This is a genomic window from Actinopolymorpha sp. NPDC004070 (assembly GCF_040610475.1).
GTDB lineage: Bacteria > Actinomycetota > Actinomycetes > Propionibacteriales > Actinopolymorphaceae > Actinopolymorpha.
In genome coordinates this window covers 1-17,015 of the sequence record NZ_JBEXMJ010000024.1, presented here as the reverse complement: position 1 = coordinate 17,015, position 17,015 = coordinate 1, and the positions used below count along the sequence as shown (strand labels likewise).

Genomic DNA, 17,015 nt, shown 5'->3' with positions numbered 1-17,015 from the left:
GCGGTTCCCTTCGTCGCCTCCGTCGGGTGCTCGCACAGTAATGATCATCGGTTCGGGGCGACAGCGTTCGTCCCATGTCGGACGCCGGGAACGTCGCACTCCTCAATGCGGCGACACACCGGATGTTGGGTTGCAGCGAATCTTGGACCACAACATGTAGTCTCGCGGTGCTGGTGATCGCGGCGGATGCGTGACGCGCGACGCTACCCCGCGGCTGCCGGCGAAGCTCCTGCCCTGCCGTCGGTGCGCGCCCTCACCCGGGCGTACGCCGATCCGACGGCCGCGAGGGTAAATGGTCATGCAGTGCGGGTACGGGCGCAGTGAGCCCGACGCCCCCCGCGTGACCTGCCTGAGGCCTGGGTCGACCCGACACCGAACCACCGGTGCCGGTCGATCCCGCTCGCCTTTCGCGGCCGGAGGCTGACGTCATTCCGCTCGCGAGGAGAGAGCCCGTGTCCACCCACTTCGGCACCGAAGCCAACGGAGCCGCCGGATCCGGCCTGACCCGATCCGCCACCGACCCCACGCACGACACGCACACCCCGTACGACAGCGTCGCCGATTCCGCGATCGGCTCCCTGCCGGCGGGCACACCACCGCCGCCGCCTGCTCCGGACACCGACGAACGCCAGGTGGTCCGCCGCGACGGCAGCATCTCGCCGTTCGACCCGGCGAAGATCGCGGTGGCCATGGCGAAGGCGTTCCTCGCGGTCGAGGGGCCCGACGCCGGTGCGTCCTCCCGCGTCCACGAGACCGTCGACCTGCTCACCCGGCAGGTGGTCGCCTCCCTGACCCGTCATCCGGACCTGGGCCGGATCTTCCACATCGAGGACATCCAGGACCAGGTGGAGCTCGCCCTGATGCGGTCGGGCAACCACCGCGTCGCCCGGGCGTACGTCCTCTACCGCGAGGAGCACACTCGCGCCCGGCTGGAGCGCGAACCCGTCGTCGAGTCGGAACCCGCCGAGGTCACCATGCACGTCAAGGGCACCGACGGCGAACTCCACCCGCTGGACGACGTACGGCTCACCCGCATCGTCGAGGAGGCCTGCGACGGGCTGCCGGCCACCTCTGCCGAGTCGGTGCTCACGGAGGTGTCGCGCAACCTCTACGACGGGATGAGCCAGCACGAACTCGAGCTCGCCCTGGTGATGGCCGCCCGCACCTTCGTGGAAACCGACCCGGAGTACTCCCTCGTCAGCGGGCGGCTGCTGCTGGACAAGCTGCGCCGGGAGGCACTGTCGTTCCTGAGCGGCGGGCCCGACGAGGCGAGCCAGGAGGAGATGGTCCCGCGCTATCCGGCGTACTTCCGTGACTACGTGGAGCGCGCGGTGCGGCTGGAGCTCCTCGACCCCGAGCTCGGGGGGTTCGACCTGGACCGGCTGGGCGCCGCGCTGCGGCCCGACCGGGACCCGGCGTTCCAGTTCCTCGGGCTGCAGACGCTCTACGACCGGTACTTCCTGCACAGCGAGGGTACGCGGTTCGAGCTGCCGCAGGCGTTCTTCATGCGGGTGGCGATGGGGCTGGCGCTGCGTGAGGACGACCGGGAGCGACGGGCGATCGAGTTCTACGAGATGCTGTCGTCGTTCGACTTCATGTGCTCCACGCCGACGCTGTTCAACGCGGGGACGACCCGGGCCCAGCTGTCGTCGTGCTTCCTCACCACGGTGTCGGACGACCTCGAGGGCATCTTCACCGGCATCCGGAACAACGCGATGCTGTCGAAGTACGCCGGCGGGCTGGGCAACGACTGGACGCCGGTGCGCGGCATGGGCGCCTACATCAAGGGCACCAACGGCCAGTCCCAGGGTGTGGTGCCGTTCCTGAAGATCGCCAACGACACCGCGGTCGCGGTCAACCAGGGCGGGAAGCGCAAGGGTGCCGCCTGCGCCTACCTCGAGACGTGGCACATCGACATCGAGGAGTTCCTCGACCTGCGCAAGAACACCGGTGACGAACGCCGGCGCACCCACGACATGAACACCGCCAACTGGATACCGGACCTGTTCCTGCAACGGGTCGAGGCCGACGCCCAGTGGACGCTGTTCTCCCCCGACGAGGTGCCGGACCTGCACGACCTGTACGGGCGGGCGTTCGCCGAACGCTACGCCGAGTACGAGGCCCGCGCGGACCGCGGCGAGATCCGGGTGTTCCGCCGGCTGCGGGCGGTGGAGCTGTGGCGCCGGATGCTGACCATGCTGTTCGAGACCGGGCACCCGTGGATCACGTTCAAGGACCCGTGCAACCTGCGCTCACCACAGCAGCACGCGGGCGTGGTGCACTCGTCCAACCTGTGCACCGAGATCACCCTGAACACCTCCACGGCCGAGGTGGCGGTGTGCAACCTCGGCTCGGTCAACCTGGCCAACCACGTCGACGCGAACGGCATCGACCACGAGCACCTGGCGCGGACGGTGCGCGCCGCGGTGCGCATGCTGGACAACGTGATCGACGTGAACTTCTACACGATCCCGCAGGCCGGTGTCTCCAACCGGCGGCACCGCCCGATCGGTCTCGGCCTGATGGGTGTGCAGGACGCGTTGTTCACGTTGCGGATCCCGATCGCCTCCGACGCGGCGGTGGAGTTCGCCGACACCACGACGGAGATCTTCAGCTACGAGGCCATCGCCGCCTCCAGCGACCTCGCGGCCGAGCGCGGGACCTACGAGTCGTTCCCGGGATCGCTGTGGAGCAGGGGGATTCTGCCGATCGACTCTCTGGCCCTGCTGGCCCAGGCCCGCGACGGGAAGCTCGACCTGGACCGCTCCAGCCGGCTGGACTGGGACAGCCTGCGCCGCCAGGTCCGCACCATCGGCATGCGCAACTCCAACGTGATGGCGATCGCGCCGACGGCGACGATCTCCAACATCTGCGGGGTCGGGCAGTCGATCGAACCGCTGTACCGCAACCTGTTCGTCAAGTCGAACATGTCCGGCGACTTCACCGCGATCAACCCCCACCTCGTCCGTGACCTCAAGGCCCGCGGGCTGTGGGACGAGGTGATGGTGAGCGACCTGAAGTACTACGACGGAAGCGTCGCCCCGATCGACCGGGTGCCGGCGGACCTGAAGGCCCTGTACGCCACGGCGTTCGAGGTCGATCCGGCAATGTTGGTGGAGGCCGCCGCCCGACGGCAGAAGTGGCTGGACCAGGCCCAGGCGCTGAACCTCTACGTCGCCTCACCGAGCGGCCTGCAACTGGACGCGTTGTACCGCCTGGCCTGGCGCCGCGGGCTGAAGACGACGTACTACCTGCGGTCCCAGAGCGCCACGCACGTGGAGAAGAGCACCCTTCGCGGCACGGACGGGAAGCTGAACGCGGTGTCACCGACCGGCGTGGGCCAGCCGGCGGGCGCCGGCGTGACCGGCGGGCCGGGAGCGGCGGCCACGGCCGTCGTGCCGGTCGTCGCCCCGATGCCCAACCTCGCACCGGCCGGCATCACGATGCCACCGCCGTCGGACACCGCGTTCTGTGTGATCAGCGATCCCGACTGCGAAGCCTGCCAGTGAGCGCGCCCGAGGGGTGGAGAACCATGAACGACAATGATCCGACCGGCCTGGGAGACATCGACCGGCACGCGGCCCGCGTCAGCGTGGACGACAAGGCGATGATCAACGCGCGCGCGGATGTCAACCAGCTGTTGCCCCTGAAGTACCGATGGGCGTGGGAGAAGTACCTCGCCGGCTGCAACAACCACTGGATGCCCACCGAGGTGTCCATGCAGGCCGACATCGCCCTGTGGAAGTCACCGGACGGGCTGACCGCCGACGAGCGGCTGATGATCAGACGCAACCTCGGCTTCTTCGCCACGTCGGAGTCGCTGGTCGCCAACAACATCGTCCTCGCGGTCTACCGGCATCTCACCAACCCCGAGTGCCGGCAGTACCTCCTGCGCCAGGCGTTCGAGGAGGCCGTGCACACGCACACGTTCGAGTACGTCTGCGAGAGCCTCGGCCTGGACGAGGGCGAGCTGTTCAACATGTACCGCGAGGTGCCCTCGATCACCGACAAGGCGACCTGGGCGCTGGAATACACCCGGCACCTCGAGGATCCGTCGTTTCGTACCGGCACACCCGAGCGCGACCAGGCGTTCCTGCGCGACCTGGTAGCGTTCTACGTCGTCTTCGAGGGGATGTGGTTCTACACCGGCTTCGCGCAGATCCTGTCCCTCGGCCGGCGCAACAAGATGGTCGGTATCGCCGAGCAGTACCAGTACATCCTGCGGGACGAGTCGATCCACCTGAACTTCGGCATCGACGCGATCAACCAGATCAAGATCGAGAACCCCCACCTGTGGACGCCGGCGTTCCAGGAGGAGATCCGCGGGATGCTGGCCCAGGCCTGTGAGCTCGAGGTCGCCTACGGACGCGACACGCTGCCGCACGGCATGCTGGGGCTGAACGCGGGCCTGTGTGAGAAGTACATGCGGTTCGTCACCAACCGGCGGTGTGTCCAGATCGGGTTGACACCGGTCTTTCCCGAGACCGAGAACCCTTTCCCGTGGATGTCGGAGATGATGGATCTGAAGAAGGAGAAGAACTTCTTCGAGACCCGGGTGATCGAGTACCAAAGTGGCGGAGCGCTCACCTGGGACTGAGAGGTGGGACGCGGAGTTCTGCTCCGGTCACGACCCCGCCTGGGCGCCGGCCGCCTCGCCGGCGCCCAGGTCGTAGGGCACCGCGGCGGACGGCACGGGCGCCGGCTTGCCGGTGAGCGTTCCGGCGAGGAGCCGGTCTGTGCCCGGCAGGGCCAGAAGCCGCAGTCCGGCCCGGCGTACCACCAACTCGGCCCGCGTCCTGGGCAGGAACCACCGCGCGAGTCTGCGCGCGGACCGCTGTTTGTCCTCCGTCAGCGGTCGCCATGCCCGTTCGTACGCCGCCAGCCCGGCCGCCACGGTCCGCGCGGCGCCGAGGTTGTCGGCGAGCACGTACGCACCGGCCATGCCCAGGGACGCGCCCTGGCCGGCGAGCAGCGAGACCGCACCGCAGGCGTCGCCGACGAGTGCCACGCGGCCTCGGCTCCATCGCGGCAGCACCGTCTGGGCCACCTGGTCGTAGTAGATATGTGCGGGTTCGGGGGCCTGCTCCAGCACGCGCGGCGCGACCCAGCCCAGGGATCCGTACTCCGCCCGCAGCGCGGCACGCGGGTCCGCCGGCAGGGCGGGGTCCGGTGACCGGTGCACCGCGAACACCGCCACCTTGCCGTCCCGCAGCGCGTACAGCCCGAGCTGGCGGCCCGTGCTGTCGGTGAGGCAGAACCTCGGGCCCACCTTCGCCCGCACGTCCGGGTCGTGGAAGACCCACGCGGCGGTGTGGAAGCCGAGACAACGAACGAACCGCTCCTCGGCCCCGAAGACCAGCCGGCGCACCACGGAGTGGATGCCGTCGGCACCGGCCAGCAGGTCGGCGTCGACCCGCGAGCCGTCGGTGAGCCCGACCCGGACGCCGTCGGCCCCGTCGTCGACGGCGCGGACGCTCGTCGCGTAGCGCACCTCGACCGTGGCGGGCAGGTGTTCGCGCAGGGCGCGCTCGAGGTCGGGGCGCATCAGGCTCATCACCCGTCCACCGGTCGCCCGCTCCACCCGGGCGTACTCCAGCCGGGCCCGCACCCGCCCGTCGCCGTCCAGCCACGCGGCCTCCTCGACGACGTAGCCGAGCTCGCGCAGCCGGGGAAGCAGGCCCATCCGCTCGGCCACGTCGTACCCCGGCCCGAAGAAGTCGATCATGTAACCCTGCTGTCGTGGGCCGGGCGCCTGCTCGACGAGCAGCACCTCCCAGTCCGCCGCCGCCAGCCGGTGGGCCAGGGTCAGCCCCGCTATTCCGGCACCGCAGATCACCACACGCATCACACCGCGCTCCTCACCGGCTCGTCGCCCGGCTCGTCTCCCCCAACTGCGGGCCGACGAAGCCCTGCCACCACCATAGACCCGAGATTGGGCGACCGCCCAATCTCATGGCGGTCCGACCCCGGACCACCGGCACCACTGCGCGTGTGCGACTACTCGGCGCACCCTGCACAATGCGAGGCATGGCGACGACGTTCGAGGTCTGGGCCCCACTGGCCCGTGAGCAGGTCCAGGTGGAGGTCGACGGTTCGGCCGGCCCGATGACACCGGCCGGTGACGGCTGGTGGCGGGCACGGGTCGACCAGGCCACGCACGGAACGCCATACTCCTTCCGCCTCGACGGCGGCGAGTCCCGGCCCGACCCCCGATCGCGCTGGCAGCCCGACGGCGTGCCCGGCCCGAGCGCGGTCTACGACCACGACCTCTTCGCCTGGACCGACCAGGGATGGCGGGGCACGCCGCTGCCCGGCGGCGTGATCTATGAGCTCCACGTCGGCACGTTCACCCCGGAAGGCACGCTCGAGGCGGCCGTCGGCCGGCTGGACCACCTCGCGGCCCTCGGTGTGACGTTGGTCGAACTGCTGCCGCTCGCCGCCTTTCCCGGGCAGCACGGCTGGGGCTACGACGGGGTCGGGTTGTACGCCGTGCACCAGGCCTACGGCGGACCCGACGGGCTGAAGACGTTCGTCGACGCCTGCCACGCGCGCGGCATCGGGGTCTGCCTGGACGTGGTCTACAACCACCTCGGCCCGGCCCACAACTACCTCAGCGAGTTCGGGCCGTACTTCACCGACAAGTACGCCACCCCGTGGGGAATGGCGGTCAACCTCGACGACCCCGGCTCGGACGAGGTGCGCGCCTTCATCGTCGACAACGCGCTCGGCTGGTTCCGCGACTTCCACGTGGACGCCCTGCGCCTGGACGCCGTGCACGCCCTGCACGACGAGCGCGCCGTCCCGATCCTGGAGGAGTTGTCGCACGAGGTGGACGCGGCCGCCGCGAGCCTCGGCCGGCCGCTGTGGCTGATCGCCGAGAGCGACCGCAACGACGCGCGCACGGTGACGCCGCGCGAGAGCGGTGGTCTCGGCGTCCACGCCCAGTGGGACGACGACGTCCACCACGCCCTGCACGCGCTGCTCACCGGCGAACGCGACGGCTACTACGGCGACTTCGGCAGCCTGCCGTGCCTGGCCAAGACCATGACCCGGGCGTTCTTCCACGACGGCACCTGGTCGTCGTTCCGCGGCCGGGTGCACGGCCGGCCGGTCGACGTCGAGCACACGGCCGGCTGGCGGTTTGTCGCCGCACTGCAAAATCACGACCAGATCGGCAACCGGGCAGCCGGTGACCGGCTGTCGGCCACCCTCACCGACGACCAGCTCGCCGTGGCCGCCGGGCTGCTGCTGACCTCGCCGTACACCCCGATGCTGTTCATGGGCGAGGAGTGGGGCGCCCGTACGCCGTGGCAGTACTTCACCGACTTCGAGGATCCCGACCTCGCCGAGGCCGTCCGCAACGGCCGCCGCAACGAGTTCGCCGACCACGGCTGGGACCCCGAGGACGTGCCCGACCCGCAGGACGAGGGGACATTCCTCGCCTCCCGGCTGGACTGGAACGAGCAGGAGAAGGAGGCCGGCGCCCGGCTGCTGGACTGGTACACCACCCTGATCCGCCTGCGCCGTGAGCTGCCCGGCCTCGCCGACCCCCGCCTGTACCGTGTCGAGGTGACCTACGACGAGGACGCGCGCTGGGTGATGATCCGCCGCGGCGACCTCGGCGTGGTCGCCAACCTCGCCGGCGCTCCGGCGACGGTGCCGCTCGGCGCCGTGGTGGACGAGGCGGTCGGGCGCGACGGCGTCGTACTCGCCTGGCACCCCGACGACACCCACACCGTCCCCGGCTCGAAACCCCACGCAGAATCCAGCCCCAACTCCAGCTCCAACTCCGCGGACAAGGACGACGTGACCCAGATCCAGCTGCCCGGCCACTCCCTCGCGATCGTCGGGTTGCGGCCTTGAGCGCCGCCGAGCACGACCTCGAGCCGTACGCCCCCGCGCCCGGGCGCTCGCGCGCGAACGTCGTCTCGACATACCGCCTGCAACTCCAGCCGGACTTCGACTTCGACGCGGCGGCGGCCGTCGTGCCGTACCTCGCCCGGCTCGGCGTGACCCACCTCTACCTCTCACCGATCCTGCAGGCCACCCCCGGCTCCACCCACGGCTACGACGTGGTGGACCACACCCGGCTGTCGGCCGACCTCGGCGGACAGCCGGCGTTCGACCGGCTGGTGGAGGCGGCCCACCAGGCCGGGCTTGGTGTCGTCGTCGACGTCGTGCCCAACCACATGGCCGTGCCGACTCCCCTGCACCTGAACGCCAAACTGTGGGCGGTGCTGCGCGACGGGCCGAGTTCGCCGTACGCCCGCTGGTTCGACGTCGACTGGTCGCTGCAGTCGGGCACCGGGCACGGAGCGATCCTGATGCCGGTGCTCGGCGACCGGATCGGCCCGTGCCTGGAGCGCGGTGAGATCCGGCTCGACCAGCACGACGGCGCGCCGATCCTGCGCTACTTCGACCACGTTTTCCCCGTCCGCCCGGGCACCGAGCACCTGCCGCTGGACGAGCTCCTCGACAAGCAGTTCTACCGGCTGGCGTTCTGGCGGATCGCCGACGAGGAGCTCAACTACCGCAGGTTCTTCGACATCGACACCCTCGCGGCGATCCGGGTGGAGGACCCGACGGTGTTCGCCGCCAGTCACGACCTGCTGGTGAGGCTGCACCGGGCGGGCAAGATCGACGGCTACCGCATCGACCACCCTGACGGGCTGGCCGACCCGCGCGGCTACCTCCGCCGGCTGGCCGAGGCCACCGGCGACGCCTGGGTGGCGGCGGAGAAGATCCTCGAGGCCGAGGAGCCGCTGCCCGCCGACTGGCCGTGCGCGGGCACCACCGGGTACGACGCGCTGTGGCGGGTGCAGTCGCTGTTCGTCGACCCCGACGGCGCCGCTCCGCTGCTGCGGCTGTGGACCTCCCTCACCGGCGAGCCGGAGACCCTCCAGCCGGTCGTGGACGAGGCCAAGCGCTACATCGTCGACCAGGTGCTGGCCGCGGAGGTGGTGCGCCTGGTCGAGCTCGTGATGGCCATGGGCGAGCACGACATCAACCTGCGTGACTTCACCCGGCGGCGGCTGACCCGCGCGCTGGGCGAACTCCTGGTGGCTTTCGACGTCTACCGCGCCTACGTCCACCCGGGCGAGCCACTCGCACCGGAGGCGGAGGAGACGGTGCGGGCCGCGGCGGCCCGGGCGACCAGCGCCGCGCCCGACCTGGCCGAGGAGATCGACTTCCTCGTGGGGGCAGCGCTCGGCAGCCACCGGAGCGTGGGCGCCCGGGAGCTGCAGAACGAATTCTCCGTACGGTTCCAGCAGACCACCGGGCCGGTGATGGCCAAGGGCATCGAGGACACCGCGTTCTACCGCTGGTTCCCGCTGGTCTCGCTGTGCGAGGTGGGTGCGCCGGCCGACCGGTTCGGGATCCCGGAGGACACCTTCCACGAGTGGGCCGCGGGGGCGACCGCCCGGCACCCGTCCGCGATGACGACCCTGTCCACCCACGACACCAAGCGCACCGAGGACGTCCGCGCCCGGCTCGGGGTGCTGTCGGAGCTGCCCGCGGTCTGGGAGCACACGGTGTCCGCGCTGCGCGAGGCGACCGCGGGCTACCGCCCCGAGCCGCTGGACGTGGCGACGGAGTACCTCCTGTGGCAGATCCTCGTCGGCGCCTGGCCGATCGAGGCGGACCGCCTGGTGGAGTTCGTCACCAAGGCCACCCGCGAGGCCAAGCGGCACACCACCTGGACCGAGCCCAACGAGGCGTACGACGAGGCGGTCACCGGATTCACCCGCGCGGTGGTGGCCGACGAGAAGGTCGAACGCCTGGTCCGCACGTTCGTGGACACGATCGCGCCGTACGACCGGGCCAACGTGCTCGGCCAGAAGCTCGTCCAGCTCACCTGCACCGGGGTGCCCGACGTCTACCAGGGCACCGAACTGCGCTCGCTGACGTTGGTGGACCCGGACAACCGGCGCCCGGTCGACTTCACCGAGCGGGTCCGGCTGCTGGACCGGCTGGACGCGGGCGAGCCTGTGCCCGTGACCGAGGCCGGAGCCGACGAGGGGTCCCTGGACGCGGAGAAGCTGCTGGTCACCGCGGTGACGCTGCGGTGCCGGGCCGCGCATCCGGACCGGTTCGTCGGTCCGCGGGCGAGCTACACGCCGTTGGAGACCACCAGCCCGCACGCGCTGGGGTTCCTGCGCGGCGGTGCGGTCGCCACCGTGGTGACCCGGCTATCGGCGGGGCTCGCCGCGGCCGGCGGCTGGGGTTCGGCCACCGTGGACCTGCCCGCGGGCACCTGGACCGACCAGTTCACCGGCCAGCGGGTCGAGGGCGGGAAGGTCCGGCTGGACCAGCTGCTCGCGCAGCGTCCGGTGGCGTTGCTCGTACGCGAGGAGGAGCCGGCGGTCTGAGTCCGCGGGGACCGGTCAGGGAACCAGGACGGCGACGCCGTTCACCCGGTCCGCAGCCAGGTCGTCCAGTGCCTCGTCGGCCCGGTCCAGCGGGTAGGTGGTGGTGGCGATCCGCAGCCGGTGCGTGGCCGCGGCCGCGAGGAACGCGTGGCCGTCCTCGCGGGTGTTGGCGGTGACGCTGCGGACCGTGCGTTCCTGGAACAGATGCCGCTCGTAGTCCAGGGAGGGTACGGCGGTGAGGTAGATCCCGGCGATGCTGAGTGTCCCGCCCCGGTCGAGGGCACTCAGCGCCGTGGGGACGAGATCGCCCACGGGGGCGAAGAGGATGGCCGCGTCGAGCAGTTCCGGTGGCGCGCCGTAGGCGTCTCGCGCGGAGGCGGCACCGAGCTCGAGGGCGAGTTCGCGGGCGGCCGCGGACCGGGTGAGGACGTGCACCCTCGCCCCTTCCGCCTCGGCCACCTGGGCGGTGAGGTGGGCCGAGCCGCCGAAGCCGTACACGCCGAGCCGGCCGCCCGCGGGCAGGTCGGCTCGGCGCAGGGCGCGGTAGCCGATGATTCCTGCGCACAGCAGCGGCGCGAGCTCCTGCTCGGCGTACGCGGCGAACCGGTCACCCGGCAGCGGATAGGCGTAGGCGGCCGGGACGGTGGCGTACTCCGCGTACCCGCCGTCGGCGTCCCAGCCGGTGTAACGGGAGTTGGGGCAGAGGTTCTCCTGGCCGCGCAGGCAGTACCTGCACTTCCCGCAGGTGTGGCGCAGCCAGGGAATGCCGACCCGGCCTCCGATCCGGGCGACCTCGGCGATGCGCGGACCGAGATTCCCGGGGCCGGCGCCCGCCGCGGCCGCCTCGGCGCCGGTCGCGACCACCTCCCCGACGATCTCGTGGCCGGGCACCACCGGCGAGCGGTGCGGCGGCAGGTCGCCGTCGCGCACGTGCAGGTCGGTCCGGCACACCCCGCATGCAAGTACCCGCACGAGCAACTCCTCCGGCGCGGGCTCGGGGACGGGCAGCTCGACCGGTTCCAGCCGGCCCGGCTCGCTGACCACCCACGCCCGCATGGTCGCGGGCAGGCCGCCGGGAGCGGCCGGGGACCTCGGATCCGTCATGGACCGATTCTCCCCCGGCGGCCGGGATCGCACCGCCGGCCTGATGGAATCGTGCCGAGGTGTACGGGATCGGGCGTACGCGACGAGGTGCGCATGATGAGGTGGTACGCGGTGAGACGTACGACGAGAGGCTCGCGTTGATCGGCGGCGAGGAGACAGAGGACCTGCTGGCCGACGCCGGCACGGTCGGGGCGTACTTCACCGTGGCCACCGACCTCCCCCGCGGCCTTCCGCCTGGGCCTTCCCGTGGCTGCGCACCGGTGTCGCTGGAGCAGTTGTACGCCGGCCACGCGGCACTGGGTGGGGCGATCACGCACACGACGGACCGGCTCGGCACCACCGAGGTCCGGGTCGGCGCCTCGATCCTGTTCCAGGGAATGGCGGCGCGCCTGTGGTCACCGGTGGTCGCGGTGGCGCTGCTGCATCGACGGGTGCCGGTGCTCGCTCCCGGCTCGACGTGGGCGCGGCTCGACGACTCGTCCGCGGCGTGGCGCACCGACCCGGCACGCGTTGCCCTGCTCGATCCGGATCGGCACCACGACCCGGACCAGCAGTTTCACCCGCAGGTGGACGAACCCGACGCGGACCGCCTTGCACTACTGGTCGTCCGTACGGTCGTCAATACTCACCTGACACCGTTGGTGGATGCCGTGCAGGCCGAGGTCTCGCTGCCCGAAGCGCTGCTGTGGGGCAACGCCGCGTCCGCGCTCGTGGGATCGCTCGGTGTCCTTGCCCGGGCACGACCCGGCCTCGTCCACGAGGTGTCCGGGTTCACCGAGGGGGCTCTGCGTCAACCTCCGCTTGCGGACGCCGGAATCCTCAACCTCGTAACGTCTTCGGGCGCGGGCACAGGGATGCCGGAGTTCCGGCGCCGCAGCTGCTGCCTCTACTACCGCGTACCCGGCGGCGGGCTGTGCGGCGACTGCGCGCTCGCCCACCGGCCCTGACCCTGCGTCCAGGGTCAGGGCCGGGGCAGACCCTCAGACAGGCCCCCAGGCGCGTCCCAGGGTAGGGCTGGCCTCACCGCAGACCCGGGGGCGCACGGGCTGCTCCTCGACCGTGCCGCCGTACAGACTCGGCGAGGTGAGCACAGACATCGCCTTCGAACGAGACGACGCCGCCACCGCCCGCGCGAGCCGAAACCCCAATCCTGGCAGCGAGTTCGCCGAGCTCCGCCGCCGGGTGAGCGAGGCCGGGCTCTTCGCCCGGCGGCCCGGTTACTACGCCGCCCGGACCGCCGTGGTGACCGCCTGCTACGCCGGTGCCTGGGTGGTGTTCGGTCTCCTGGGCGACACCTGGGCGCAACTGCTGGTTGCGGCGTTCCTCGGCGTCGTCTTCGCCCAGGTCGCCCTGGTCGCACACGACCTGGCGCACCGGCAGATCTTTCGCACCCGCCGCCCCAGTGAGTTCGCCGGCCTGATCGCGGGCAACCTGGGCATCGGCATGAGCTACGGCTGGTGGATGGACAAGCACACCCGCCACCACGCCAACCCCAACCACGAGGACCTCGACCCGGACGTGGGGCCGGGCATCCTGGTGTGGTCGGCCGAGCAGGCGCGGGCCAGTCGCGGCGTGACCCGGATGATCGGCCGCCGGCAGACGTTCTGGTTCTTCCCGCTGCTCACCCTGGAGGGCTTCAACCTGCACGTGTCCGCCGTGCGCGCTCTTGCCCGGCCCGGACTGCGGACCCGGCGGTGGGAGGCGGTCCTGCTCACCGCCCACACCGTGGCGTACGTCGCAGCGTTGTTCCTCACCCTTTCCCCCGGCCTCGCGTTCGCGTTCTGCCTGGTGCACCAGGCGGTTTTCGGGCTCTACCTCGGTTCGACGTTCGCCCCGAACCACAAGGGGATGCCGGCACCGACCCCGGAACAGCAGAAGGACTTCCTGCGCCGGCAGGTGCTCACCTCCCGCAACGTCCGCGGCGGCCGCCTGGTCGACGTGGCGCTCGGCGGGCTCAACTACCAGATCGAGCACCACCTCTTCCCGAGCATGCCGTCGCCACACCTGCGCCGGGCACAGCCGATCGTGCGGGCCTACTGCGCCGAACGCGGCATCGCCTACCAGGAGCCCGGCCTGGTCGACTCCTACGCCCAGGCGCTGCGGCACCTGCACAGCGTCGGCGCTCCGTTGCGCGCCGGCCGGAGGCAGTCGTAGGACCTGCGACGTAGACACGCACGACCCGCGGACCGATGCCGCGGGCCGGTCGCGTTCCTAAGGTGGAGCCCATGACGCACTGGATCTGTGGCACCTGTTCGGTGGAGTACGCCGACACCCCCGAGCCCCCGCCGTCCTGTCCGATCTGCACCGACGAGCGGCAGTACGTCCCACCGAGCGGGCAGACGTGGACGACCACGAAGCAGCGGGTGGCCGCGGGCCACCGCACCCACGTCGAGCCGGTCGGCCCGCACGAGCCGGGTCTGCACCGGGTGAGCGTGGAACCGACCGTCGGCATCGGCCAGGTCTCCCTGCTGGTGCAGACCGAGGCGGGCAACCTGTTGTGGGACCCCACCGGTTTCGTCGACCAGGACGCGGTGGACGCCATCTCCGCGCTCGGCGGGGTGGCAGCGATCGCCGCCAGCCACCCGCACATGTTCGGCGTGCAGGTGGAGTGGAGTCACGCGTTCGGCGGCGTACCCGTGTACGTCAACGAGGCCGACCAGCGCTGGCTCGGACGTACCGACGAGGTGGTACGCCTGTGGTCGGGCACGCACGAACCGCTGCCCGGCGTCACGCTCGTCCAGGCCGGCGGGCACTTCCCGGGCAGCTCGGTCGTGATCTGGGCGGCCGGCGCGGGCGGTCGGGGAATCCTGCTCAGCGGTGACACGATCGCCCCGGTCACCGACCGCCGGTGGGTGACGTTCATGCGCAGCTACCCCAACACCATCCCGTTGTCCGCCGCTGCCGTGCGCCGGATCGTCGAGCGGGTGGAGCCGTACGACTTCGAGCGGCTGTACGGCAACTTCGGCGCGGTCGTGGAGGAGGACGCGAAGGGTGCCGTACGCCGGTCCGCCGACCGGTACGTCGGCTGGGTCAGCGGCGACTTCGACGCCGACACCTGAGCCGGGTCACGCGGACCGCGGCGGGACGTCCCTGGTGAGCACGTAGCAGGCGACCGCCGCGGCGGCCGCGACGTTGAGCGAGTCGACGGCCGCGCTGATCGGGATCCGGGCGCGCACGTCGGCCTGGCCCTGCCACCGCGCCGACAACCCGTCGCCCTCGGTGCCGAGCAGCAGGGCCAGCCGCTCGGCCCCATCGCCGCTCCCGCCTCCCGTCGCGAGGGTGTCGAGGTCCACGGCGTCGTCGGCCGGGGTGAGCGCCACCAGCCGGAAGCCGGCGGCACGCAACTCCTCCAGACCGTCGTACCAGTTGGTCATCCGGGCGTACGGGATGCTGAAGACGGTGCCCATCGACACCTTCACCGACCGGCGGTACAGCGGGTCCGCGCACCGCGGCGCGAGCACGATCGCGTCCACTCCGAATGCCGCCGCACCGCGAAAGATCGCCCCCACGTTGGTGTGGTCCACCACGTCCTCGAGCACCAGGATCCGGCGCGCGTGCGCGGTCACCTCGGCCACCGAGGGCAGCGGGCGGCGTTCCATGGACGCGATCGCGCCGCGGTGGACGGCGAAGCCGGTGACCTCCTCCAGGCGGTCCGGCGGCAGGACGTAGCAGGGGGCGCCGCCGGCGGACACGAGGTCGGTCAGGCCGTCCAGCCAGCGTTCGCTCAGCAGGAACGACCGGACGGGATAGCCGGCGGCCACCGCCCGGCGGATGACCTTCGCCCCCTCGGCGAGGAACAGGCCGTGCTCTGCCTCCAGGCTCCGCCGCAGGGTGACGTCCTTGAGGTTGGCGTAGTCGCCCAGCCGAGGGTCTTCGGCCGACTCCAGCCGTACGATCGCCGACACGGCCTCAGTCTGCCGCAGGCCGCGCGGGCCGGACCCGGGCGGGTTGCGCGGCGGGCACCGGGACACGGCAGCAGGAGATGCAGGGGCGATCGGCGCTGTGAGAATGTGAGCGCATGCAGCCCGTCCTGCCGCTGTCCGCCAGGGTTCGCCGGACCGACAGCGCCTCCGACGAGGACGACGACGACCGCTTCTCCGAGGAACTGGTCGAGGCGTTCCTCACCGCGTACACCTCGCCCGGCGATGTCGTTCTCGACCCGTTCGCCGGGTTCGGGACCACTCTGGTCGTCGCGGAGAAGCTGGGCCGGCGGCCGGTCGGGCTGGAGATCCTGCCGGGCCGGGTCGCGTACGTACGAGAACGCCTGCGTGACCCGTCGGCGATCATCGAGGCGGATGCCCGGGCGCTCGGAGAGCTCGACCTGCCGCCGGTCGACTTCACCATGACCTCCCCGCCGTACATGACAAGGTCGGACCACCCGGAGAACCCGCTCAACGGGTACCGCACCGACGACGGCGACTACGGCCGCTACCTCGACGAGCTGACCGAGGTGTACGCGGTGATCGGCCGGCTCCTGCGCGGACCCGAGTCGCGCGCGGTGGTCAACGTGTCCAACCTGCGCACCGACACGGGCGTCTCGCCGCTGGCCTGGGACGTGGGTGCCGCTCTGTCGCGCGTGCTCGCGTTCGACCAGGAGGTCGTCCTGGACTGGGACGACCCCGAGGAGTGGTACACCAACGACTACTGCCTGGTGTTCCGTCGGTCCTGAGCCTCGCCGGTCTCGGCTTCAGCTTCAGCTTCGGCCTCGGCGACCCTTGCGGCGATGACCCGGGCGCACTCCAGCGCGCTGTCCGTGGACGTGTCGACCTCGAGGTCGTAGGTCACTCCCTCGTGCACGAGCAGCGCCTGGGACGCGGCCATCCCGGCGATGCGGTCACCGCGGGCGGCCTCCCGGGCCGCAGCGACGTCGGGGTCGCAGCGGACGCCGACCCACAGCACGGGAAGGCCGTCCAGCGCGGTACGCCAGCGTTCCTGGGACGCCGCACCGCCGAGGAACACCTCGTCGACGATCACGTGCGCGCCGGCACGCACCATCGCCGCGATCCCCAGGCTCCACGCGCCGTCGAGTGCTCTGAACACCTCTCCGGTGGTGACCTCCCCGTCGGCTCCGAACCCGATCCCGCCGTCCGCGTTCGTCAGGGACGGAGGCATCGCGTCCACCAGGGTGTCGGCTCCGAAGGTCAGCCACGGCGTGGGCAGGATCGACTGCAGGCACGCTGCGATTGACGACTTGCCGGTGCTCGACCCGCCGTTCAGGACAACGACCTGGAAGGACATCCCGGCATGCTAGGGCAACTCCTGTGGATGTGCCTCCCGACCTTTAGCGCGCGCGTGAACGCGTGCCAGGTTTTTGTCCACAGGTGGCGGATCGGCGTGTTTTCGGGGTCGCGTTGTGGACAACGGGTGAGCTGTCGGTGGCAGCCTGTAGAGTTCGAACATGTATTCGACGCAGGGGCTTCCCGGCGCAGGCGGCAATGGCGCCGTCGCCCGGTTGAGGGCTGCGATCGCCACCATCCGCGCCGGACTCGACGAGGCCCTGTCCACCCCGACCACCTCGGTGGAAGCCGCCCAGATGGGGGC

At 71.2% G+C, this 17,015-nt stretch carries 12 protein-coding genes; 8 read left to right on the top strand and 4 right to left on the bottom strand.

Features of this window, described 5'->3' with window-relative positions:
• Positions 1–452: 452 nt before the first annotated feature.
• Both ABZV93_RS28460 and ABZV93_RS28455 read left to right on the top strand, forming a co-directional pair.
• A complete protein-coding gene (locus ABZV93_RS28460) occupies positions 453–3,509 on the top strand; it encodes a ribonucleoside-diphosphate reductase subunit alpha (protein ID WP_354941974.1) in 3,057 nt (1,018 codons plus the stop codon).
• A 23-nt stretch (positions 3,510–3,532) separates the two neighbouring features.
• Positions 3,533–4,597 carry a ribonucleotide-diphosphate reductase subunit beta gene (locus ABZV93_RS28455; protein ID WP_354941972.1) on the top strand — a complete coding sequence of 355 codons (1,065 nt, stop codon included), beginning with the start codon at positions 3,533–3,535 and terminating at the stop codon, positions 4,595–4,597.
• Positions 4,598–4,624: 27 nt separating this feature from the next.
• Here the strand turns inward: ABZV93_RS28455 and ABZV93_RS28450 are convergent, their stop codons facing one another.
• A complete protein-coding gene (locus ABZV93_RS28450) occupies positions 4,625–5,845 on the bottom strand; it encodes an FAD-dependent oxidoreductase (RefSeq protein ID WP_354941970.1) in 1,221 nt (406 codons plus the stop codon).
• A gap of 182 nt (positions 5,846–6,027) precedes the next feature.
• Between ABZV93_RS28450 and treZ the strand changes: the two genes are divergently transcribed.
• Entirely contained in the window at positions 6,028–7,863 is a 1,836-nt protein-coding gene (gene treZ, locus ABZV93_RS28445) for a malto-oligosyltrehalose trehalohydrolase (protein ID WP_354941968.1), read from the top strand.
• Complete coding sequence (treY, locus tag ABZV93_RS28440; RefSeq protein ID WP_354941966.1) at positions 7,860–10,370, top strand: malto-oligosyltrehalose synthase; 2,511 nt, start codon at positions 7,860–7,862, stop codon at positions 10,368–10,370. Before treZ ends, treY begins: the two co-directional genes overlap by 4 nt.
• Before the next feature lie 15 nt (positions 10,371–10,385).
• On the opposite strand, the gene ABZV93_RS28435 is transcribed toward treY, so the two are convergent.
• The gene (locus ABZV93_RS28435) at positions 10,386–11,474 is read right to left on the bottom strand and encodes a zinc-dependent alcohol dehydrogenase family protein (RefSeq protein WP_354941964.1); all 1,089 of its coding nucleotides are present in this window, start codon (positions 11,472–11,474) and stop codon (positions 10,386–10,388) included.
• Between the two features lie 101 nt (positions 11,475–11,575).
• Here ABZV93_RS28435 and ABZV93_RS28430 point away from each other — a divergent pair, with 101 nt between their 5' ends.
• The 3 genes from ABZV93_RS28430 to ABZV93_RS28420 all read left to right on the top strand — a co-directional run bounded on the left by ABZV93_RS28430 (position 11,576) and on the right by ABZV93_RS28420 (position 14,533).
• Positions 11,576–12,421 carry a (2Fe-2S)-binding protein gene (locus ABZV93_RS28430; RefSeq protein ID WP_354941962.1) on the top strand — a complete coding sequence of 282 codons (846 nt, stop codon included), beginning with the start codon at positions 11,576–11,578 and terminating at the stop codon, positions 12,419–12,421.
• 136 nt (positions 12,422–12,557) lie between these two features.
• Positions 12,558–13,628, top strand: coding sequence for an acyl-CoA desaturase (locus ABZV93_RS28425; protein WP_354941960.1), 1,071 nt, complete (start codon positions 12,558–12,560; stop codon positions 13,626–13,628).
• Positions 13,629–13,699: 71 nt separating this feature from the next.
• Positions 13,700–14,533, top strand: coding sequence for a hydrolase (locus ABZV93_RS28420; protein ID WP_354941958.1), 834 nt, complete (start codon positions 13,700–13,702; stop codon positions 14,531–14,533).
• 6 nt (positions 14,534–14,539) lie between these two features.
• Here the strand turns inward: ABZV93_RS28420 and ABZV93_RS28415 are convergent, their stop codons facing one another.
• A complete protein-coding gene (locus ABZV93_RS28415) occupies positions 14,540–15,379 on the bottom strand; it encodes an RNA methyltransferase (RefSeq protein WP_354941956.1) in 840 nt (279 codons plus the stop codon).
• 113 nt (positions 15,380–15,492) lie between these two features.
• Between ABZV93_RS28415 and ABZV93_RS28410 the strand changes: the two genes are divergently transcribed.
• Positions 15,493–16,143 (top strand): DNA methyltransferase, encoded by a 651-nt coding sequence (locus ABZV93_RS28410; protein WP_354941954.1) that lies wholly within the window; start codon positions 15,493–15,495, stop codon positions 16,141–16,143.
• Here ABZV93_RS28410 and cpt read toward each other — a convergent pair.
• Positions 16,116–16,712, bottom strand: a complete 597-nt coding sequence (gene cpt / locus ABZV93_RS28405; protein WP_354941952.1) for a chloramphenicol phosphotransferase CPT — start codon at positions 16,710–16,712, stop codon at positions 16,116–16,118. The genes ABZV93_RS28410 and cpt overlap by 28 nt on opposite strands.
• Positions 16,713–17,015 lie beyond the last annotated feature (303 nt).